The 16,130-nt window shown below is 59.6% G+C and carries 28 protein-coding genes; 15 read left to right on the forward strand and 13 right to left on the reverse strand.

All coding sequences use genetic code 11. The features are described 5' to 3' along the window. Positions 1-153: 153 nt before the first annotated feature. From GQB00_RS13670 to GQB00_RS13725, 12 genes are all read right to left on the reverse strand, one after another. Entirely contained in the window at positions 154-531 is a 378-nt protein-coding gene (locus GQB00_RS13670; protein ID WP_165856745.1) for a hypothetical protein, read from the reverse strand. After that, entirely contained in the window at positions 528-770 is a 243-nt protein-coding gene (locus tag GQB00_RS13675; RefSeq protein ID WP_165856746.1) for a hypothetical protein, read from the reverse strand. The genes GQB00_RS13670 and GQB00_RS13675 overlap by 4 nt, the downstream gene beginning before the upstream one ends. A 5-nt stretch (positions 771-775) precedes the next feature. Then, positions 776-1,030 (reverse strand): hypothetical protein, encoded by a 255-nt coding sequence (locus GQB00_RS13680; RefSeq protein ID WP_165856747.1) that lies wholly within the window; start codon positions 1,028-1,030, stop codon positions 776-778. 1 nt (position 1,031) lies between these two features. Then, a complete protein-coding gene (locus tag GQB00_RS13685; protein WP_165856748.1) occupies positions 1,032-1,454 on the reverse strand; it encodes a glycoside hydrolase family protein in 423 nt (140 codons plus the stop codon). 144 nt (positions 1,455-1,598) lie between these two features. After that, positions 1,599-2,087 (reverse strand): hypothetical protein, encoded by a 489-nt coding sequence (locus GQB00_RS13690; protein ID WP_165856749.1) that lies wholly within the window; start codon positions 2,085-2,087, stop codon positions 1,599-1,601. A 330-nt stretch (positions 2,088-2,417) separates the two neighbouring features. Beyond that, on the reverse strand, positions 2,418-2,669 hold the full coding sequence (locus GQB00_RS21860; RefSeq protein ID WP_323127289.1) for a DUF3310 domain-containing protein: 252 nt from the start codon (positions 2,667-2,669) through the stop codon (positions 2,418-2,420). Between the two features lie 15 nt (positions 2,670-2,684). Beyond that, entirely contained in the window at positions 2,685-3,074 is a 390-nt protein-coding gene (locus GQB00_RS13700) for a nuclease domain-containing protein (RefSeq protein WP_207950794.1), read from the reverse strand. After that, the gene (locus tag GQB00_RS13705) at positions 3,071-3,547 is read right to left on the reverse strand and encodes a DUF1367 family protein (RefSeq protein ID WP_165856750.1); all 477 of its coding nucleotides are present in this window, start codon (positions 3,545-3,547) and stop codon (positions 3,071-3,073) included. Before GQB00_RS13705 ends, GQB00_RS13700 begins: the two co-directional genes overlap by 4 nt. 197 nt (positions 3,548-3,744) lie before the next feature. Next, positions 3,745-4,587, reverse strand: coding sequence for an ATP-binding protein (locus GQB00_RS13710; protein WP_165856751.1), 843 nt, complete (start codon positions 4,585-4,587; stop codon positions 3,745-3,747). After that, complete coding sequence (locus GQB00_RS13715; protein ID WP_165856752.1) at positions 4,568-5,563, reverse strand: hypothetical protein; 996 nt, start codon at positions 5,561-5,563, stop codon at positions 4,568-4,570. Before GQB00_RS13715 ends, GQB00_RS13710 begins: the two co-directional genes overlap by 20 nt. Before the next feature lie 11 nt (positions 5,564-5,574). Continuing rightward, positions 5,575-6,501, reverse strand: coding sequence for a recombination-associated protein RdgC (gene rdgC, locus GQB00_RS13720; RefSeq protein WP_165856753.1), 927 nt, complete (start codon positions 6,499-6,501; stop codon positions 5,575-5,577). A gap of 112 nt (positions 6,502-6,613) precedes the next feature. After that, positions 6,614-7,021, reverse strand: a complete 408-nt coding sequence (locus GQB00_RS13725; RefSeq protein WP_165856754.1) for an endodeoxyribonuclease RusA — start codon at positions 7,019-7,021, stop codon at positions 6,614-6,616. A gap of 441 nt (positions 7,022-7,462) precedes the next feature. Here GQB00_RS13725 and GQB00_RS13735 point away from each other — a divergent pair, with 441 nt between their 5' ends. After that, positions 7,463-8,236, forward strand: a complete 774-nt coding sequence (locus tag GQB00_RS13735) for a S24 family peptidase (RefSeq protein WP_165856756.1) — start codon at positions 7,463-7,465, stop codon at positions 8,234-8,236. Between the two features lie 16 nt (positions 8,237-8,252). Next, complete coding sequence (locus GQB00_RS13740; protein WP_165856757.1) at positions 8,253-9,257, forward strand: SDH family Clp fold serine proteinase; 1,005 nt, start codon at positions 8,253-8,255, stop codon at positions 9,255-9,257. A gap of 92 nt (positions 9,258-9,349) precedes the next feature. Here the strand turns inward: GQB00_RS13740 and GQB00_RS13745 are convergent, their stop codons facing one another. Then, positions 9,350-10,060: an HNH endonuclease family protein gene (locus tag GQB00_RS13745; RefSeq protein ID WP_165856758.1), complete on the reverse strand. Its 711-nt coding sequence runs from the start codon at positions 10,058-10,060 to the stop codon at positions 9,350-9,352. A gap of 189 nt (positions 10,061-10,249) precedes the next feature. Between GQB00_RS13745 and GQB00_RS13750 the strand changes: the two genes are divergently transcribed. The 13 genes from GQB00_RS13750 to GQB00_RS13810 all read left to right on the forward strand — a co-directional run bounded on the left by GQB00_RS13750 (position 10,250) and on the right by GQB00_RS13810 (position 16,115). Then, complete coding sequence (locus tag GQB00_RS13750; protein ID WP_165856759.1) at positions 10,250-10,636, forward strand: LuxR C-terminal-related transcriptional regulator; 387 nt, start codon at positions 10,250-10,252, stop codon at positions 10,634-10,636. A 20-nt stretch (positions 10,637-10,656) separates the two neighbouring features. Further along, complete coding sequence (locus GQB00_RS13755; RefSeq protein ID WP_165856760.1) at positions 10,657-10,869, forward strand: hypothetical protein; 213 nt, start codon at positions 10,657-10,659, stop codon at positions 10,867-10,869. A 160-nt stretch (positions 10,870-11,029) separates the two neighbouring features. After that, positions 11,030-11,317, forward strand: coding sequence for a hypothetical protein (locus GQB00_RS13760; protein ID WP_165856761.1), 288 nt, complete (start codon positions 11,030-11,032; stop codon positions 11,315-11,317). Next, on the forward strand, positions 11,314-11,520 hold the full coding sequence (locus GQB00_RS13765; RefSeq protein WP_165856762.1) for a hypothetical protein: 207 nt from the start codon (positions 11,314-11,316) through the stop codon (positions 11,518-11,520). Before GQB00_RS13760 ends, GQB00_RS13765 begins: the two co-directional genes overlap by 4 nt. After that, positions 11,517-12,557 (forward strand): DNA-methyltransferase, encoded by a 1,041-nt coding sequence (locus GQB00_RS13770; protein WP_165856763.1) that lies wholly within the window; start codon positions 11,517-11,519, stop codon positions 12,555-12,557. The genes GQB00_RS13765 and GQB00_RS13770 overlap by 4 nt, the downstream gene beginning before the upstream one ends. Next, positions 12,557-12,835: a hypothetical protein gene (locus GQB00_RS13775; RefSeq protein WP_165856764.1), complete on the forward strand. Its 279-nt coding sequence runs from the start codon at positions 12,557-12,559 to the stop codon at positions 12,833-12,835. The genes GQB00_RS13770 and GQB00_RS13775 overlap by 1 nt, the downstream gene beginning before the upstream one ends. Next, a complete protein-coding gene (locus tag GQB00_RS13780) occupies positions 12,832-13,464 on the forward strand; it encodes a hypothetical protein (RefSeq protein ID WP_165856765.1) in 633 nt (210 codons plus the stop codon). The genes GQB00_RS13775 and GQB00_RS13780 overlap by 4 nt, the downstream gene beginning before the upstream one ends. Further along, positions 13,461-13,802, forward strand: a complete 342-nt coding sequence (locus GQB00_RS13785) for a hypothetical protein (RefSeq protein ID WP_165856766.1) — start codon at positions 13,461-13,463, stop codon at positions 13,800-13,802. Before GQB00_RS13780 ends, GQB00_RS13785 begins: the two co-directional genes overlap by 4 nt. Further along, positions 13,799-14,314 (forward strand): hypothetical protein, encoded by a 516-nt coding sequence (locus tag GQB00_RS13790; protein ID WP_165856767.1) that lies wholly within the window; start codon positions 13,799-13,801, stop codon positions 14,312-14,314. The genes GQB00_RS13785 and GQB00_RS13790 overlap by 4 nt, the downstream gene beginning before the upstream one ends. After that, positions 14,311-14,940 carry a hypothetical protein gene (locus GQB00_RS13795; protein WP_165856768.1) on the forward strand — a complete coding sequence of 210 codons (630 nt, stop codon included), beginning with the start codon at positions 14,311-14,313 and terminating at the stop codon, positions 14,938-14,940. The genes GQB00_RS13790 and GQB00_RS13795 overlap by 4 nt, the downstream gene beginning before the upstream one ends. Further along, positions 14,937-15,404: a hypothetical protein gene (locus GQB00_RS13800; RefSeq protein ID WP_165856769.1), complete on the forward strand. Its 468-nt coding sequence runs from the start codon at positions 14,937-14,939 to the stop codon at positions 15,402-15,404. The genes GQB00_RS13795 and GQB00_RS13800 overlap by 4 nt, the downstream gene beginning before the upstream one ends. Continuing rightward, positions 15,401-15,550, forward strand: a complete 150-nt coding sequence (locus GQB00_RS13805) for a hypothetical protein (protein ID WP_165856770.1) — start codon at positions 15,401-15,403, stop codon at positions 15,548-15,550. Before GQB00_RS13800 ends, GQB00_RS13805 begins: the two co-directional genes overlap by 4 nt. Continuing rightward, on the forward strand, positions 15,543-16,115 hold the full coding sequence (locus GQB00_RS13810; protein WP_165856771.1) for a hypothetical protein: 573 nt from the start codon (positions 15,543-15,545) through the stop codon (positions 16,113-16,115). Before GQB00_RS13805 ends, GQB00_RS13810 begins: the two co-directional genes overlap by 8 nt. Positions 16,116-16,130 lie beyond the last annotated feature (15 nt).

Genomic DNA, 16,130 nt, shown 5'->3' on the forward strand with positions numbered 1-16,130 from the left:
CCGTATCCAGGCCCGGCGGCGCTCACACCCAGCGCAGGCCATTACTTCAGCAACTCGTTCCAGGCGTCCACCAATCCATGCTGGCGGATCCTGCATTCCTGGTACTGGCTGGCCCAGAGGCGCATGGTGGCGCCCACCGTCTTTCCCCTCCCGTCACTCATCTGCGGCAGTTGAGTCGGCACCTTCACCAGCAGGTTCTCTTGGGGCCTCACCGCGGGCTGCTGAATTGAGCAGGCGCACAAGCTCAGGCTCAAAGCAAACGCGCTGATAAATCGGCTTCTGAATTTCACGGATCACTCCACGGTCGATGATGCGCTCGTTGGCCTTGAGGTTCGCCAGGCGCTTCTCGACCTCGGCAGAAATCTGCCTCTGGCCTTCTCGGACCTCGGCCACCAAAGCCTGCTGCGCCTCCATGGCCGCCAGGTCCTTGCTGTCCTCGAACCAGCCGCGAGCCATCCAGCCGGCGTAGCCGATAGCAGCCACGACCACGGCAATGATGGCCAGCTTGATCTTGGGTCCGAACGGAATCATCGGTTCACCTTCCCGGCCCAGGCCTCGGCGATGTTGTTGCCGAAGTAGCTGATGATGAGCGTTGCGCTGATGCCATAGGACCAGCCCACAACGACGGCGAGACTGGCGACGATGCCAGGCTTGCAGAATTCAAGGATGACCCAGCCCAGGGTCTGGATGGCAGCCCACCACATGCCGGCGTAGTAGCCGCGGCGGCGGTGCTTCCACCACCGGGAGGGACAGGGGTGCTCAGTATCCACGGGACTCACCCGCCCTCGATGATGCGGTCCAGCTTGGCGTTGATCGTGCGCAGGTCGGTCTTCAGCTCATCGAACTTGCGGACAGTGCGGTCCTGGTCTTCCAGGCGGGACTGCTGCAGGTGCTGTACGTTCAGCTCAAGATTGCTGATCCGCTTGTCCTGCCCAGCCAAGTACCATAGCGCACTGACCATCAGAGCGACTGTGGTCAGGATGTGGGCGATGCTTACGCCCTTGTCCAGGTGCCAGCCTCGGCGATCCATATCAGACACCGCTCACCTCGCCAGACCGCATGATCTCTGAAAGCTCAACTGCGCGGTTGCCGACTTGTCGTGCCCAGCGGCTATCCATCATCTCCGCCGCGGCGCGCGCCCAATCCATCGAATCGATCGCTGCCCACATTTTCCTGAACTGCAATAGTGTCGGAACGCCCATGTTGAACGCCATGTTCGCAATCACCGTCTGGCGGCTGGCACACAGGGCGTTATACGCCGGCAGGCGCCGCAACTCCGATTCGATGCTGTCGATGTCATTGTCCAGCATGAAGTCGGCTTCATCGCGGCTGATGCCGTTGTCCTCAATATTTCGGCCGTAGCCAATGGTCAGCTTTCCGACAGTATCCTTGTAGGGCTCCAGGCGTAGGCCTTCGTGCCGTTCAAGTTGTGAGCGCAGAAGCTGGCGATTCATGGGGGCCTTTAAACAAAAAAACCCGCGCGAGGCGGGCAACAGGGTGACTTTTTCCAGGCAATAAAAAAGCCGCGAGGCCAAGGGCCTGCGGCTTTGAGGGATCTTTCCCTAATAGCTGAAAGGATACCTATTAATGCGGTTTCGTCAAGCCGCTTGCTTGCCAGATTCCTCAACAAGCTCCGCCAGCCGCTGGTAACCCTCCTGTATGCGCTTCCTGAACGCATTCACACTGCACCCCAACTGCTCCGCACATTGATGATCGCCCCAGTAGATCTCGACCTGTTTCAATGGAACAAACGGATCCACCGCCACCTTGGTACGGCCCCGGTAGGCGCGGTCGAAGCACACCGCTTCCCGCTGGCGGTCACTCAGTCGACGCATGAGGATCATGGACGCCTTGTGCGCCGCGGACCAGTTCCGCATCTTATCCACTCGCCGCCAAAGCGTGTCCACCTGCGAATACCCAGACGCCTGCGGCATGTGGCCCTTAAAATCCACCAGCCGACCAACCAGCCCCATATTCTCCCACGCCAGGCCCTCTTCGTTGGTCAGCAGCACATCGAGGAAAAGGTCCGTCACCTTCTCCGCCATCGCTCGCCCAGCCTGCTCTGCATTGCTTCTCGTCGTCTTCATCACTCACCCTGCCCAGTCGCCTACTTCAATCGCCGTGATACCGCTTTCCCATCGGTCCGTGACCGCGGTCGTCGTCCCTCTCCGGGGGCTTCTTCTCGTCTTCCAGTTCACGGATCCGCCTATTCGCCCAATTCAGCCGAATCCGTAGCTGCATAATCGTCTCGTGGTCCGCCAGCGGCTCGCCGCTTTCGCCGCACACGATCCCCGAACCACCACAGTGGAAACAGGCCATCTCATGGAAAACGCCGATCACCGTGCCCTTCCCATTGCACTGACCACACGTCCCCAACTTCCTCGCCTGCTGGCGGAGGGACGGTCCCGAACGCTTCCTCATTCACCGCCCTCACGCAGGGCAATCTCCCGATCCAAGTACCAGCGAGCTTTTCGAAGATCCTCGATGGCGTCGTTCTTCAGGCCGGCCCGCCAGATATATTTCACGGCGTTGCCCAGGCAGAAGTTCATGTGCTCCGTGACTTGAATGCACTCGACGCCACTCGGGTGAGCCGTGTAATGCACAGGATGGTTGATCGAATCTGGCTGTATGATTCGCCCTGCAGGAAATCTCGTCTTTCTACCCACCACTCTTTCTCCTATTCCCTATGCCGCACCTTTCACTTCGATAAACCCCTTCTCCACCAGGATCGCCTGAGTCCGCAGCACGGCATTCAAGTGCAGCAGGTCGCGCTCATCCCGGGTTACCCCATAGCGGACATAGCCGCCATCCAGAAACTCATGACACGCGCTGCAGGCATAGGCGGCCTGCCAATCCTCGCGCTTCCGGCCCATACCGCCACCGTTCAGGTGCGCCAGGACCACGGTTTCCGGATTGCCGTTGCAGATGTGCGGGACACCCACCATGCATTGAGCGCCCCGGGCGCTACGCCGGATCGGCGTCATCTTAGGCTTGCTGGTGCGCTTCATGCTCGAGCGTTTCATGGGCGCCTTGGCCTTGAGTGGTGTTTTGCGTTTCAGCGGCGTCCGCTTCATGAATCCCCCACCATCAGCCCGGCCATCTCCTCGATCTTCTCCGGTTCCAGTGTCGGCCAGTAGTTCTTCGCGATGTGCCGGCAGAAACCGGCTATGACCTCGTGGAACTCCCCGTCGTCCATGGACTCGAAGCCCAGGCTTCGGGGAATCAGGTGCAGGCACTTGCCCACTCCGGGAACCACAATGGCCATCTCCTCGCAGCCGATCTGGGCTTCGATCTGCAGGCGCTTCAAAACCTGGTGCGGATCCATACCGGTGAAGGCGTCGATATTCTCGGAACAAAGCCGACCGAGCGCGTGCGCCAAGCGGTGGAACCGCGGGTTGCGGGGCTTGCGGAACTCGACAAACACCAGGTCGCCCGTTCTGAAGCCCTTGTCCCGAAGGCGGGCCCGGGCGCTCACGTCGGCCGGCACGAAGCCGCCCTTTTTGACTCGCAGCGGGAAACGCTCAGGGCGCCGGTGTCGACCCGTCATCTAAGCCTCTCCCTCACCGGTACCCATGCGCTCCGCATACCCTTTGACGCTGCCTTGGCGCCAAGTCGGGCGATAGTCGCTCTTAACCCTGACACCCTCCAGCCGGGTGATAGTCCCACCGCCAGCCAGGAAACGGTCGACATCGGCCGAAATCCGCTCGCGCTGTTGCTGCTTCACCTCGCTCATCGTCGGACCAATCATGCCGCGCACCGGCGTTCCCGATAGGACATCCAGTCAAACTCAAGCGCCCGGCCGCCGTTCTCCCGCATCCGGTCCACGGCCCGCTCGCCAATCCCCTTCTTCAGGTTGTTCGCCGGCATGTTTGTGCCCAAAACGGTCGGCAGGTTCTGCAGGTACCGGGCGTTGATGACCTTGTAGGCCACCGTCAACTCGAAGTCGCTGAAACTCTGCATCCCAACCTCATCGATGACCAAAAGCCGGTACTTCGAAAATCGCTGGAGTAGATCACGCTCTTTGACGCCGGAATCTCGGTCAAAGGTCTCGCGGAACGACGTGATCAGCTCGTCGAAGTTGATGTAGAAACACGGCTGGGCCGTCTCATTGATCACCATCCGCAGCAGCGCGCAGCACAGGTGTGTTTTCCCGGCGCCGACGTTGCCGGTCAGGATCAGACACCGGCCGCCGTGGTCACGCCCCGAGATAATCCGGCCGTATTCCTGGATGGTCGCCAAGTGGCGTGCGGCCTTCTCGTTGACAGGCCGGTAGTTCTCGAAACGGGCATGCTCGAACTTCGGCCAGATGCCGGCATGGCCCTGGTAGTGATTGATTCGATCACGAGCCACTTCCGCCAGCCGGTTCTGCTCATCGTCCTCGCGGCGTTCCTCAAGCCGAGATTTCGCGCATTCAGGACAACCGCCCCAGCCGTGGCTTTCGGAATTGCCGTCAGCACTCCGCCGGCGGTACAGCACGTCCACGAAATCGCCGTGAAGTTCGCAGTGCCCCGGCCGCGTATCGATGCCACCGCACAGGCGCTCGATCACGCCCAGGTCGCCTCCCGCATCAGAAATTGGCTTCGCCATCTCGCACCTCCCGCTTCAGTCCTGCGCTGTAGTCGATATTCCCAAACCCGTTGTGCGGCGAGTTCGGCCCGGGATCCTCCGGCGGCGTCCACTCGTTCTCGTACTCGCACGACGTCCCGAAGAACCGCACCGCCTGCATGATGAATTCGGTGTTCTGCCGATTGGTCTGCCGGATGTAATTCGCGTAGCGGACCGTGCCGGCCAGGATGTCAGCCGGAGCGGCACCGTCCTTGACCCTGGCCCGCCAGGCGCGGAAGGCCTTGTTCTTGGGGTTGCTGCCCGGGCGCTTCGGGTATTTGCGCCAGACCAGCTCGAAGGCCTCCGGGTAGGTGTTCTTCCCTGACGGCTCCGGTGGCTCGGCTTCGAGCTCGGCCTGAGTGGGCGCATCGCTTGCCGATGTGCCAATAGTCTTTTCCAAGGAATCAGGATTCGGAGAATCAGGAATCAGAGAATCAGGGCGATTTCTACGCCCGCTGTTTTGTGGGTCTACGGTAGGTTCACCGTGATCTTTCGGTAGGTCTACCGTAGGTTCACGGTTACCGCCCTCGCCTTCCTCGTTCTTCTCACCGGAGCTATCAGGTTTATCCCCGGTATCCTCTCGCCCTCGCTTCGGTGAGCCCGAGGACTTCTCCGGTTCCTTCACGGCCGCGAAACCGTCCTTACCCGGTAGATCACTCTTCTTCTCCGAATGGTGCGGCGATTGATGCTCAGCAAACTTGCTGATCATCAGGACCTTTACGCCCTCACTTTCGTAACGCTCGAGAAACCCTCGGTCGATCAGCTCGTTCAGCCCGTCGTCGACGTCCACCGGATCCGCCGGGAAAAGCTCCATTTTGATCCGCTTCGGCCGGTCCTCCAGGCGCCCTTCCCGGTCCGCCAGCATGGGCAGGCCGATGAACAGCAGTCGGTATTCGTAAGGAAGGTCGACCAGGTCCTCATTCTTCCAGAACCCTGGTTTGATGTTGCGCGCTCGCATGGTGCCCTCTCCTACTGCTCAGCGATCGCCGAACGATCTTCGCCACCCAGCGCTTCCAGAAGAGCTGGAATCAGACGGGCCAGCTCCAATGTCATCAGGCTGAAGGAGGCATCGAACTTGGCGGCCATGTCGTCAGCGTCCACGGCGTCCAGCTTCTCCTGGAAGCTGTCGCCGAACTTGAGCTGGCGGAGGGCCATTTCGTCGTCGAGGATGAAGGACACGTTGTCCTCCCAGGTAAGCGCGACGCGATGGGCCAGCATGCCGGCAGACAGGTGGTTCCGTACTTCGTAGCTGAGCAGATCCAGACCGGCGCAGTTAACGCGGCCTGCATCCTCGCCAGTGTCCTGCAGGTTGCAGCGGCTGCCCAGGTTGAACGCCGCCGGCAGATCCACGGTCTCGCTGAGCCAGCCGGAGAAGGTGAATGTCGGCGCCTGCTCCAGCGCGGGCGGACGCACCGGCAGGGAGCCAATGGCCTTGCGCAGGGTGATGGCGATCTCTTCGGCCTGCTTGTCCGAGCCGGCGTCCACCACCATGAAACCGTCCTTCGGCGCCAGGTAGGCAAAGGTGCGCTTGGACTTGGTGAAAGCACGGGGCAGCAGCTCCTGGGTCAGCTGCTCCTTGATCTCGTCCTTCTCCTTGCGCGGCACCTTGCGCATCTGTTCGGCCTCGATCATCTCGACACGCTCGGTGACCGCCTCCTTGATCACAGCCGCCGGCAGCACGCGCTCTTCCTTGCGCAGGGCAATCAGGTGATAGCCGTTGGCGCTGTGCACCAGCTGCTGGCCATGACGACCCAGTGGCGCCACCCAGCCCTGCCGGAAAGACTCCTGCGGGCCGCACGGCTTGAAAGCGTCGTCCGCCAGCTTCGATTCCAGCTCTTCGACGTCGACGTTGAAGGGTTTGGTAAATCGGTAAATTCGTGCGTTGCGAAAAAGCATCATTTCCACCCTGTTCAGGTTGTTGGTGACTGGGCCGACCCGGCCCGCCTGGCGGCTATTTGCCGCTCTTGTTGAATAGACGTTTGGATATGCGTTTTTCAGGGAAAACCGGTTATCGCGACTCCAGCGCGATGCCTACGGTGACCCTCCCGCCATCTACCGGAGATTCACGGTGAACGACGGGGTGGATACGGAAGTGCTTGTCGTCGATATTCAACGCGTCCGCGATCCCATCTCGGCCGCTCTTGAAACTGGCGATGATGTTGTCGTCGTCCCGGCCTCGGCGGTCCGGCGGGAACACATCAATCATCAGGTGGACCAGGTGCCCTTCTGCCGCCAGCTTCCGCAGAGCAAACAGGTTCCAGTCACCGTCCTGGATGGCGTTCAGCGTCAGCGCCCAGCACTGACGGCGGTATTGCTTGGCCTTCCGGGACTTCGGCGCCCAGTGCAGCCGGGCGTTCGGGCTCAGCTGGCGGGGCGGATATGGCAGGTCAATGGTCCAGGGCTCGTTGCGGTTCATTCAGGCACCCGTACTGTTTATTTCCACACCCGGGGAAATCCCGGTATCTCCGCCAGCGAAAGAAGGTTCAATAGACCCATGTTCAAGCGGCAGCATCTGGTTTCTCGGGAGACGCTGTTTCGATCGAAGAGATGGTTTCGCGCAGAGCAGCCCAGTCGATGTCCGGGCGTAGTGACTCACAAGTCACCTCGCCACCGGACTCCTTCTGGATTCTCGCCGACAGCACGACTCCAAATTTCTGCCCCGTCGAAATCGCCTTCCGGAGATACCCGATAGTCGTGCCGCAGCGCCGGGCGAAAAACTCTCGCTCCCCGGTACTGTCCAGTGTTTCGTTGAGGTATCTGCGCAATGTATCCATGCACGCAATGTTTACCCACGGGTAACCATTTTGTCAACCCGGAGGACATTTACCAAGAAGTAACCGGCGCTTACCCTTCGAACATGGATATTCACGAAATCAGAAGGGCCAATTTGGCCAGACTCATCGACGAACGGTTCGGCGGTAAGCAAAGTGGTCTGGCGGATACCATCGACCGCCAGCGGGGCTATGTGTCTCGACTCCTGAAAGGCAGCAAGAACATAGGAGAGGGCTTTGCGCGGCACATAGAGAAGAGCGTCGGAATTCCACGCGGCTCACTGGACCAAGAGCGAAGCTTGCGCTTTGATAACGCACGCGTCGCGGAGTCACGTCCGAGCTATGGTGCTGCTGAGCTGACGAAATCGGGCGAAGACGAGCTGGAGTTCTTCGGGCGCATGGACGCCTGGGACAGTGATACACCGCTGGATGAGGACGAGGTCGAATTGCCGTTGTTCAGGGAGGTCGAGCTGGCTGCAGGCGCGGGCCAGACTCAGGTAATCGAGAACCACGGCGCCAAGCTACGGTTTGCCAAGTCCACCCTGGCCCGGGCCGGGGTACTCCAGGAGAACGCAGCGTGCGCCTTTGTCAGGGGCAACAGCATGGTGCCGGTAATGCCTGACGGGACGTGCATCGGGGTAAACACGGCGGACACCGCGGTCCGGGATGGCGAGATCTACGCGATAGACCACGATGGGATGCTGCGAGTGAAGTTCCTGCACCGCCGGCCAGGTGGCGGAATCAAGATCGTGAGCCAGAATGCTATGGAGCACCCCGCTGAGGAATACTCGGCTGACGACGTACAGGACAACAACATCCGAATCATCGGGCGAGTATTTTGGTGGTCAGTTTTGAGGTAACAATAAGGAGCGCTGTGTGTCTACGGAAGAAAGCGAAAAACAGGTAGAGCTTGGGGTTACAGATTACATAGTTTACGCCGGCGAGATTAGCAGAAATGGATACGACCAGATTTGCGACGTCCACAACGGAGAATTGCCGGAGACAGGTAATCAAAAGGCCGTTTTGATACTTTCAACGCTTGGCGGTGACCCAGACGCTGCCTTTCGGATATGTCGTTCTCTTCACCATCACTACCCTGACGGAATCACGGTGTTTATTCCTGGACTGTGCAAATCCGCCGGCACCCTTATCGCTATCGGCGCAAGTCAGGTTTGGATGTGTGATCGTGGTGAGCTCGGTCCTCTTGACGTGCAACTCGCAAAACCAGATGAACTTTTCGGTCGCAGCTCTGGTCTTGACCTTCCGCAGGCCATTGAGAACCTGCAAACTCAGGCCATACGCACTTTCCGAGAAAGTCTTCTCGATATTCGAATGGGCGGGAAACTTTCAACGAGTATGGCTGCCAAAATATCAACGGAGCTGACAACCGGACTTTTTCAGCCAATTTTTGGGCAGATTGACCCTACCAAGGTCGGAGAGACCCAAAGAGCGATGCTGATAGGCTATGATTATGGAGAACGCTTGAACAACAAGTTCAAGAATCTCAAGGGTGGAGCACTTCAGAAGCTCACCACTGGATACCCGTCACACAGTTTCGTCATTGACAGAAAGGAGGCTCGGGAACTCTTCCAAAAAGTTAATCGGCCTCCAGCTTGGTTACAAAATGCAGTGGATAGGGCCGCTAAGGCCATTGAGAATGCTACGCTTAGTATGGATAATCCGCTGGTCGTTAAATTACCTGCTTCCGAGATTGAACCCAGCGAAGAAGATGGCAAGGATGAGGAAGCTCAACAAGGGGTGGACAATGGCAAACCTTCAGGATCTTCAGGAGACAAAGAGTCAAGAAGCTCGTCGAAGCGATCGTCTTCAGGAAGAAAAACTGGCGCACGAACGACTAAAAGTGACGAAAAGCCTGATTGAGGGCATGTCCCGTATGCCAGCAAGCTCGTTGAAGAACAAATTTGCTTAAGTTGTTGCCCTCAAAGAAAGCCCGCCATCGTGCGGGCTTTTTTTTACCCGCAGTATCCGCTCACCTGCTCTCTGTAGCCAGCCGCTTCAGCATTGGAAAGCTTTAGACTGTACCCTTTCACTACACGCAAAAACCTGCTCACATACTGGCATTGCCCCGCCGGCGGCAGCCATTGATCCGGCCCTTTGGCGCCCTTCTGCCGGTTCAGGGATAGCTCCACGCTCCACAGGTTCACCAGGTCATTCGCGAACTGCTCGCGCCTCTCCCTGGACCACTGATCTGCGCCATGATCCCAGGCCCACTTGAGTGGCACGACGTGGTCGATATCGATCGCGGACGCGTCGTGGATCACCTTTCCGGTGAACGGCGAGATCCAGCGGCCGGCCACGACCCGACACTGCTTGTCGCTGGCATACCGCACCGGTGCGGTCGACTGCGCCGCCAGCGCCTCCATCCTGCTGTTCTGGCAATCCCCGTCTGCATCATCCCAACCATGACCGAACTGACTGCGTGAGTAGCCGCCCTGGCCTGTCTCGGCCCTGGCAACCTGCAGATTCTTCGGCAGGCGCCCGCCCGTGGCGACGCACGAGTCCAGAGAACTGAACGGCTCAAAGTTCTGGATGCGGTCGTAGTAGCTGCTGGCTGGTGGGTGGCAGATTCCTGATGACGTCTTTTTGACCACGTCAGCCTGGACTAAGCCCGCCTGCAAAAGACCAAAAACAGCGGCCAGTACCGCGAAAATCCTTACTTTCATATACCTCTCCCCAGTTGGCTCACCGCTTTATATCAGAACTTCTTTCGATATATCAGCCGGTTCCGTGTGTTTATTTGATGCTGAAGGTAAACAAAAACAAAAAGTTTACCTTTAGGTATTGACCCGAATGTTTACCTATGGGTAATCTTTACTCGTGTTTTGACGGACTGCAAACGCGGAGTGAAGGACATGGCACGGAAAACATACCAACGGCTGGAAGTTGAACTGGCGATGAAGGACGCGATGCCGAAGCGGCGCGCCGAGGTGTTCGTCAGGGCCGCCAGCGGGATGAGCGCGGCTGAAATCGCTGCGCAGATGGGCATCTCCGAGCGGACCGTCGAGTGGCACATGGACGAGATCAAGGGCCAGCTCTGCGCACTCAATGTGAAGGACGCCATCAGCCAGGGCTGGATGCACGGCCTGCTGAAAGCCAAAACCGCTATCCGTGCCTGTGCCCTCGTCCTGGCGCTGTTCAGCACTTACCAGATTGGACCGGCCAGAACGGTGCGCCCAGTCCGAACCACCGCCCGGACAGCCGTCTACATGCGGCTCGTTCGATCAGAAGCAGCCGCCTGACCGACCTCAAGGAGATAAACATGGCCCAGGTAACCCTGAATCTTCCGGATTCCACCAAGTACATGGACATCGCCGAGACGGTCCAGGCGCTGGCGGAAAAGCTGGACTGCGACATCCGGTACCGCGCCAGCCGGGAGTTCGTGCTGGTGCCGAAAGAGAAGCGCGCCGACGTCGTGCGGCTGCCGACTCGCCTGCGGGCAGTATCCAGCCCGGGGCCAAACGGGGCCGCGTGAGGACAGTGGGCCACCAGGTGCTGATGGCAAGGATCTACAACCACTCAGCAGTTCGGTGCCAGAGGCAAGGACGGATTCACAAGGCGAGCCGCCAGCGTCAACTGCGAACCGAGCGGATGGCGGCAGCCAGAGACATCAAGAACCGCGGGAGGGATGCGGCGTGAGTGTTCAATCAGAAATCAATCAGCTCATGGCCCAGGCCATCGATATGCACGACACCCGGCGGGCCAGCGTGTTCGTCAACTACTTCGGATTCGTGAATTGGCTCGAGGTCTACGTGCATCCGGCCGACCAGGTATACGGCGCCCAGCAGGAACGAGAAACGCTCTTGAGCGAGCGGGTCGACCTGGACGAAGAAGGCGCTGAGTCCGCAATCGAGAAGATCCGCCAGCGGATTGAGCAACTGGCCTTGCCGTTCCCTGACGTCAGCGAGGTCGGCCCGGAATGAAACACCTGGACCTCACCTGCCCCACCAGCTTCGCCGAGGCCTTCAACGGCCTCCCGGACTCCCCGGAGAAGCCAGCGGTTTATCGGCTGGCCAATGGCAAGCACGTCGATATCGCCTACGTCCGCAGGGACGGCAGCGCGGTCACTGTGACGGGCGACTGGCTGGGTTCTGAAACTATGCGGAAAGCGGAGAAGTTGGGATGAGCTTTACGCCGTCATACAGCGTTCTGATCGGCGACTGCACTGAGACGTTGCAGCAGCTTGGCGATCAGTCCGTGCACTGCTGCGTGACCAGCCCGCCCTATTTCGGCCTGCGCGACTACGGCCATGAAGGGCAAATCGGGCTTGAGGATACGCCGGATGAGTACGTGGCACGGCTGGTTGAGGTGTTCCGGGAGGTGCGGCGGGTGCTGCGCGACGACGGAACGTTGTGGCTGAATCTGGGGGATAGCTATGCGCGCAGCCCCGCCAAGGGGCAGCACAAGTCGGGCCAGAGCGGCGATAAGAACGCCTATGTTTATGATCGAGGCAATGGTCGAGCGTCAGCGACCTTTCTGGGCGATGGGCTGAAAGAGAAGGATATCATTGGCGTCCCCTGGCGTGTCGCCTTCGCGCTCCAAGCGGACGGATGGTATCTGCGCCAGGACATCATCTGGCACAAGCCTAACCCCATGCCAGAGAGCGTTCGGGACCGCTGCACCAAGTCCCATGAATATTTGTTCCTGCTGTCCAAGTCGCCCCGTTACAGCTACGACGCTAACGCCATTAAGGAACCCGCCATTTACGGCGCCAAGGGCTCCGAGTTCCACACGGGAAAGACTGGAGAGCACCAACTGGGACGGGCGCAGAAGGTTCGTCCATCCATTTCTAAAGGTGGTTTCGCCGGCAAGACCGAAGCGCTGGCTTCCACTGGGCAGAACGCCTTTCGAGCGATCACAGATATGCGCAACAGACGGAGCGTCTGGACCGTGAGCTCTAAACCATACGCCGGCGCCCACTTCGCAACTTTCCCGCCTGGCCTCGTAGAGCCCTGCATTCTTGCTGGCTGCCCGAAAGGCGGAACCGTGCTCGATCCGTTCGGAGGTAGCGGGACCACCGCGGGCGTCGCAATGAGCCTGCACCGCAATTCGATTCTATGTGAAATCAATCCGGAATACGCAGACCTGGTGCATGAGCGCGTTTTGGAACTCTCAGGCGTTCAGCACGACATGTTCGGCAAGTTCGTGGAGGTAGCTGGCTAATGTTCGTCGTCACCGAGAAAACCGTCGAGGTGCTGCGCTGGTGCAAGGCTCAAGGCATGCGCCTCAACGCCGCCTGCGACTACCTGGACTGGAGCCGTGCCCATCTCCGCAACTGCGCCATCCGGGACGGCTACTGGGACGAGATCAGCGCGATGTTCCCGGCCGGTGGCAGCGAGCCAGGGCGCGATCAGGGCGGGATGCGAAAGGCAACGGTACTGAACTTTGAGCAGCCGGCCGCTAGCCGGTGGCTGACTACGGCATGGAGGAAGACGGCATGAACGCAGATGAACTACAGAAATTCTGCGCCAAGCAGGATATCCGTGAATGGCTCCTGCGACCTTTCCGGGTGGGCAGCGACCTGTGCGCATCAAATGGCCACGCTTTCTGCCTTCTCCGGGACCAAGCAAGGGAGGACTACGAAGAGGCTGACAACCGGCACCTTCTAGCGCTCATCGGAAAAGTGCGCTCTTCAAGAATGGCACCCATAACCGCCACGGAAATAAGCGCTCCAGAGCACTGCAAAGCTTGTAAGGGATCTGGGAAAGCGGTGTTCGAGAAATGCCGCGAGTGCGAAGGCGAAGGCGAGGTGGACGCCGAGACGGATTACAACACCTATTTCGGCCTTGAGTGTAAAAGCTGCGGGGGCGATTGCGGGACATGGAACAGAAACGCCGAGGGCGAATGTCCGGAATGCGACGGCTCGGGAAACAAGCCAGAGACGGAGGTGGTTTGGCTCAATGATCACGAGCTCGGAATCCAGAAGAGGTACTTCGCCCTCATCAAAGATCTTCCCGGTCTGAATGTCGGCTCCGAGGTAACCGGTACGGGCCACGCCGTCACTTTCCGTTTTGACCACGGAGAAGGCGCAATCATGACCATCAACAAACCTCGGGCGGTAGTCGCATGACAACGATCCAGCAAATGAACATGTCGTTCATCGACATTCCGCCAGCGCCAAAGAGCGAGCGGACGGATGACGTCGATCTGCCAGACGTGGACCGCGTGGTCCACCGGATCGGCGGCATTCATGCCCACCAGAGCCTGACCTGGCTGGAGATCTCCACCTGCTGGCGACCGTTCAAGGAAACGGGGCACCGGGAGCGGGCGTTCTGGTCGCTCAAGAGGCTGGGCAAAGCGATCGACCAGGCGGTTGCTGATGGCCTGATCGAAGACGCAGACGGCAGTGACTGTGAGTGGCGCCTGACTGCGGACGGTGTTCGCCACTTCCGGGAGATTCGGACATGACCCGCCATCGCCGCAAAGGCCACAACCGCCAGAAGCGGTCCCAGCGATTCATGGCCGGGGCCCGGGTCTGGACCTGGGAAGCGGGCGTCGATCGAAACGGCGACCAGATTGCCCACGCCTACGCCCGGACACCGTTCGGATACGCGCCCATGCCCCGGGATCTGGCGCAGAAGCTGATGGAGGGCATTCACAACTGGCGCGTCTGCGTCCGGGCCGTGTGCCTGTCGCCGGATGACGAAACCTATTTCGAGACGGCCTATTTCACCGTCCGCCAGCAGCGCCTGAGCGCGTTTAGCGGCACTTACATGGATCTCCGACTCCAGGTGCTGGACGCCGTGAACATTCGCCACGTCGTGGACCTGGGCTGGATCTGCCAGCCCTTCTACGGCGAGGACACCGCAGACAGTGACGAACGCTGGTACCGGTACGGCACCGGTGATCTGACCGAAGAGCGTCGCCAGCTCTGGCGCCAGCGCAACGAGGACATTCTGAAGGAGGTACGGGCAGCATGAACCAGGTAAAGGAACGGCCCATTCTGATGAATGGCGAAATGGTGCGAGCAGTTCTTGAGGGCCGGAAGACGCAGACGCGCCGAATACTGAAGCCACAGCCTTGGGAAGAATACGGTTCGCTTCTCGGACCGTCCATGTACGCGCCTACGGTTATTGATCAACACGGATGCGAGCATCCCGGCCTGGAGGTCTATGGAGCGTACACCGAGGACGGAGAGTTTGCGGTGAAATGCCCCTACGGCAAACCCGGCGATCGGCTGTGGGTGCGGGAGGCGTTTCGCAGCCGCCGAGTAGATAACCTGCCGGGCGACGTCGCATATCGGGCAGATCACCCGGGCGCGAAGACGGTACCTAACAGCTACGGCCACTCTTGGAAGCCTTCCATCCACATGCCCCGCTGGGCCAGCCGGATCACCCTGGAGATTACCGATGTGCGGGTGGAGCGGCTGCAAGACATCACTGAATCAGATTGCGACGCCGAAGGCTTGGCTCCTTTTGAGATGGAGATGATTCCACATTTCAAGTTGCTCTGGGAATCCATAAACGGTGCTGGCTCATGGGACGCCAACCCCTGGGTCTGGGTAATCGAGTTCCGCCGCGTTGAGCAGGAGGTGAAGGCAGCATGATTCCGAAACACAGCGAGATCCGGCCAGCCGTCCGCGGCAAAAGCGACTTCTACAGCTGGCAGCTGTTCCGGTGGATGCGTGAAAAGCCGTGGCTTGGCCAGGTCTACGCCGGAACCTGGAACACCTTCAATGGCGTGGACCGAGAGAACCCGGTTCTCTACATCGGCCTGATGGACGACGAAGGCTGGTTCCACGGGAAGCGGCTGCGCGCCCTCTGCACTCACCGAGAGAGCCTGCAGAGCTGGGCGTTCGGCCCGGCACACGACACTGCGCACTGGAAAGACGTCACCGCCGACTTCTGGGCCGACTACCTGCAGCGTGGTGTGTGTGCCATCCACGGCGACTTTGCGCACAACTGGCAGTACCTGTCCGCCGACCACCGCCGGTGCCACTACTGCGGCAAGGAAGAGATCGAGCAGACCGTTTACACGTCGCTGAAGGTTTGGGAGGCCAAAGCAGCATGACCCCGACCTACGAAATCAGCACAGACCCCGTGGCCAACTACGAAACCATGGCCGAGGACCAGCGGGCCGAAGACGAACAGCGCGACCGGTACAGCAACAAGCTGACTGTGCGCAATGGGGAGATTGTGGAGGTGGATTGTGAGTGATTTGAGAGATCTGATCGGTGAATACTGGGATCTTGCATATCGCGAAGGAGAGAAGGGTCTGAATTACGATTTTTGCGGGCTGGCTCAGGATAAGTGGGCGGAAATAGACGGGGCGATCTGTGAACTTGAATCCCGCGCCCAGTCCGAGGCGGTGCGAGTGCCGGATGAGACGACCGAGCTTCTGGACAAAGCCGCCGCCCTGTTGGGGATGCTTCGCGCTGTATACCTGGGCTCCGATGATTCCTGTTGCGACGAAGACGACGTCGAGTTTTACCGGGATATAAAAGGCACCGAACATCGCCTTCGTGACGCCGCTGAAAATATCCAACACCCCGAGCAAGGGCGGGAGGCGCGTGACCGCCCCGGGCTTCTCGATAGTTCTGCCGCGAAAGACGCGTTCGAGGAATTCGTATCCGCCTGGTTCAGAGAGAACCCAACTGACGCGAGAGACCGCGCTGTTTTGGCCACTGAGGATGACGGCGCGTATCTCGACGAGAGGGTTGATTTCGCGTGGGAGGCTGTCTGGCATTTCACGTTTAACGCCCCACCCACAGACGCCGACTGAAGCAGGAGTTCATAA

The organism is Marinobacter sp. JSM 1782161 (assembly GCF_011421605.1).
GTDB classification, from domain to species: Bacteria; Pseudomonadota; Gammaproteobacteria; order Pseudomonadales; family Oleiphilaceae; genus Marinobacter_A; species Marinobacter_A bohaiensis.

Excerpts from the sequence above, each read along its gene's own strand:
- GQB00_RS13805 (WP_165856770.1), top strand. The coding sequence starts at position 15,401 with ATGACCCCGACCTACGAAATCAGCACAGACCCCGTGGCCAACTACGAA.
- GQB00_RS13680 (WP_165856747.1), bottom strand. The coding sequence starts at position 1,030 with ATGGATCGCCGAGGCTGGCACCTGGACAAGGGCGTAAGCATCGCCCAC.
- GQB00_RS13670 (WP_165856745.1), bottom strand. The coding sequence starts at position 531 with ATGATTCCGTTCGGACCCAAGATCAAGCTGGCCATCATTGCCGTGGTC.
- GQB00_RS13755 (WP_165856760.1), top strand. The coding sequence starts at position 10,657 with ATGGCCCAGGTAACCCTGAATCTTCCGGATTCCACCAAGTACATGGAC.
- GQB00_RS13710 (WP_165856751.1), bottom strand. The coding sequence starts at position 4,587 with ATGGCGAAGCCAATTTCTGATGCGGGAGGCGACCTGGGCGTGATCGAG.
- GQB00_RS13800 (WP_165856769.1), top strand. The coding sequence starts at position 14,937 with ATGATTCCGAAACACAGCGAGATCCGGCCAGCCGTCCGCGGCAAAAGC.
- GQB00_RS13745 (WP_165856758.1), bottom strand. The coding sequence starts at position 10,060 with ATGAAAGTAAGGATTTTCGCGGTACTGGCCGCTGTTTTTGGTCTTTTG.
- GQB00_RS13770 (WP_165856763.1), top strand. The coding sequence starts at position 11,517 with ATGAGCTTTACGCCGTCATACAGCGTTCTGATCGGCGACTGCACTGAG.
- GQB00_RS13705 (WP_165856750.1), bottom strand. The coding sequence starts at position 3,547 with ATGACGGGTCGACACCGGCGCCCTGAGCGTTTCCCGCTGCGAGTCAAA.
- GQB00_RS13790 (WP_165856767.1), top strand. The coding sequence starts at position 13,799 with ATGACCCGCCATCGCCGCAAAGGCCACAACCGCCAGAAGCGGTCCCAG.
- GQB00_RS13750 (WP_165856759.1), top strand. The coding sequence starts at position 10,250 with ATGGCACGGAAAACATACCAACGGCTGGAAGTTGAACTGGCGATGAAG.
- GQB00_RS13785 (WP_165856766.1), top strand. The coding sequence starts at position 13,461 with ATGACAACGATCCAGCAAATGAACATGTCGTTCATCGACATTCCGCCA.
- GQB00_RS13795 (WP_165856768.1), top strand. The coding sequence starts at position 14,311 with ATGAACCAGGTAAAGGAACGGCCCATTCTGATGAATGGCGAAATGGTG.
- GQB00_RS13685 (WP_165856748.1), bottom strand. The coding sequence starts at position 1,454 with ATGAATCGCCAGCTTCTGCGCTCACAACTTGAACGGCACGAAGGCCTA.
- GQB00_RS13780 (WP_165856765.1), top strand. The coding sequence starts at position 12,832 with ATGAACGCAGATGAACTACAGAAATTCTGCGCCAAGCAGGATATCCGT.
- GQB00_RS13690 (WP_165856749.1), bottom strand. The coding sequence starts at position 2,087 with ATGAAGACGACGAGAAGCAATGCAGAGCAGGCTGGGCGAGCGATGGCG.
- GQB00_RS13775 (WP_165856764.1), top strand. The coding sequence starts at position 12,557 with ATGTTCGTCGTCACCGAGAAAACCGTCGAGGTGCTGCGCTGGTGCAAG.
- GQB00_RS13715 (WP_165856752.1), bottom strand. The coding sequence starts at position 5,563 with ATGCGAGCGCGCAACATCAAACCAGGGTTCTGGAAGAATGAGGACCTG.
- GQB00_RS13735 (WP_165856756.1), top strand. The coding sequence starts at position 7,463 with ATGGATATTCACGAAATCAGAAGGGCCAATTTGGCCAGACTCATCGAC.
- rdgC (WP_165856753.1), bottom strand. The coding sequence starts at position 6,501 with ATGCTTTTTCGCAACGCACGAATTTACCGATTTACCAAACCCTTCAAC.
- GQB00_RS13700 (WP_207950794.1), bottom strand. The coding sequence starts at position 3,074 with ATGAAGCGGACGCCGCTGAAACGCAAAACACCACTCAAGGCCAAGGCG.
- GQB00_RS13765 (WP_165856762.1), top strand. The coding sequence starts at position 11,314 with ATGAAACACCTGGACCTCACCTGCCCCACCAGCTTCGCCGAGGCCTTC.
- GQB00_RS13725 (WP_165856754.1), bottom strand. The coding sequence starts at position 7,021 with ATGAACCGCAACGAGCCCTGGACCATTGACCTGCCATATCCGCCCCGC.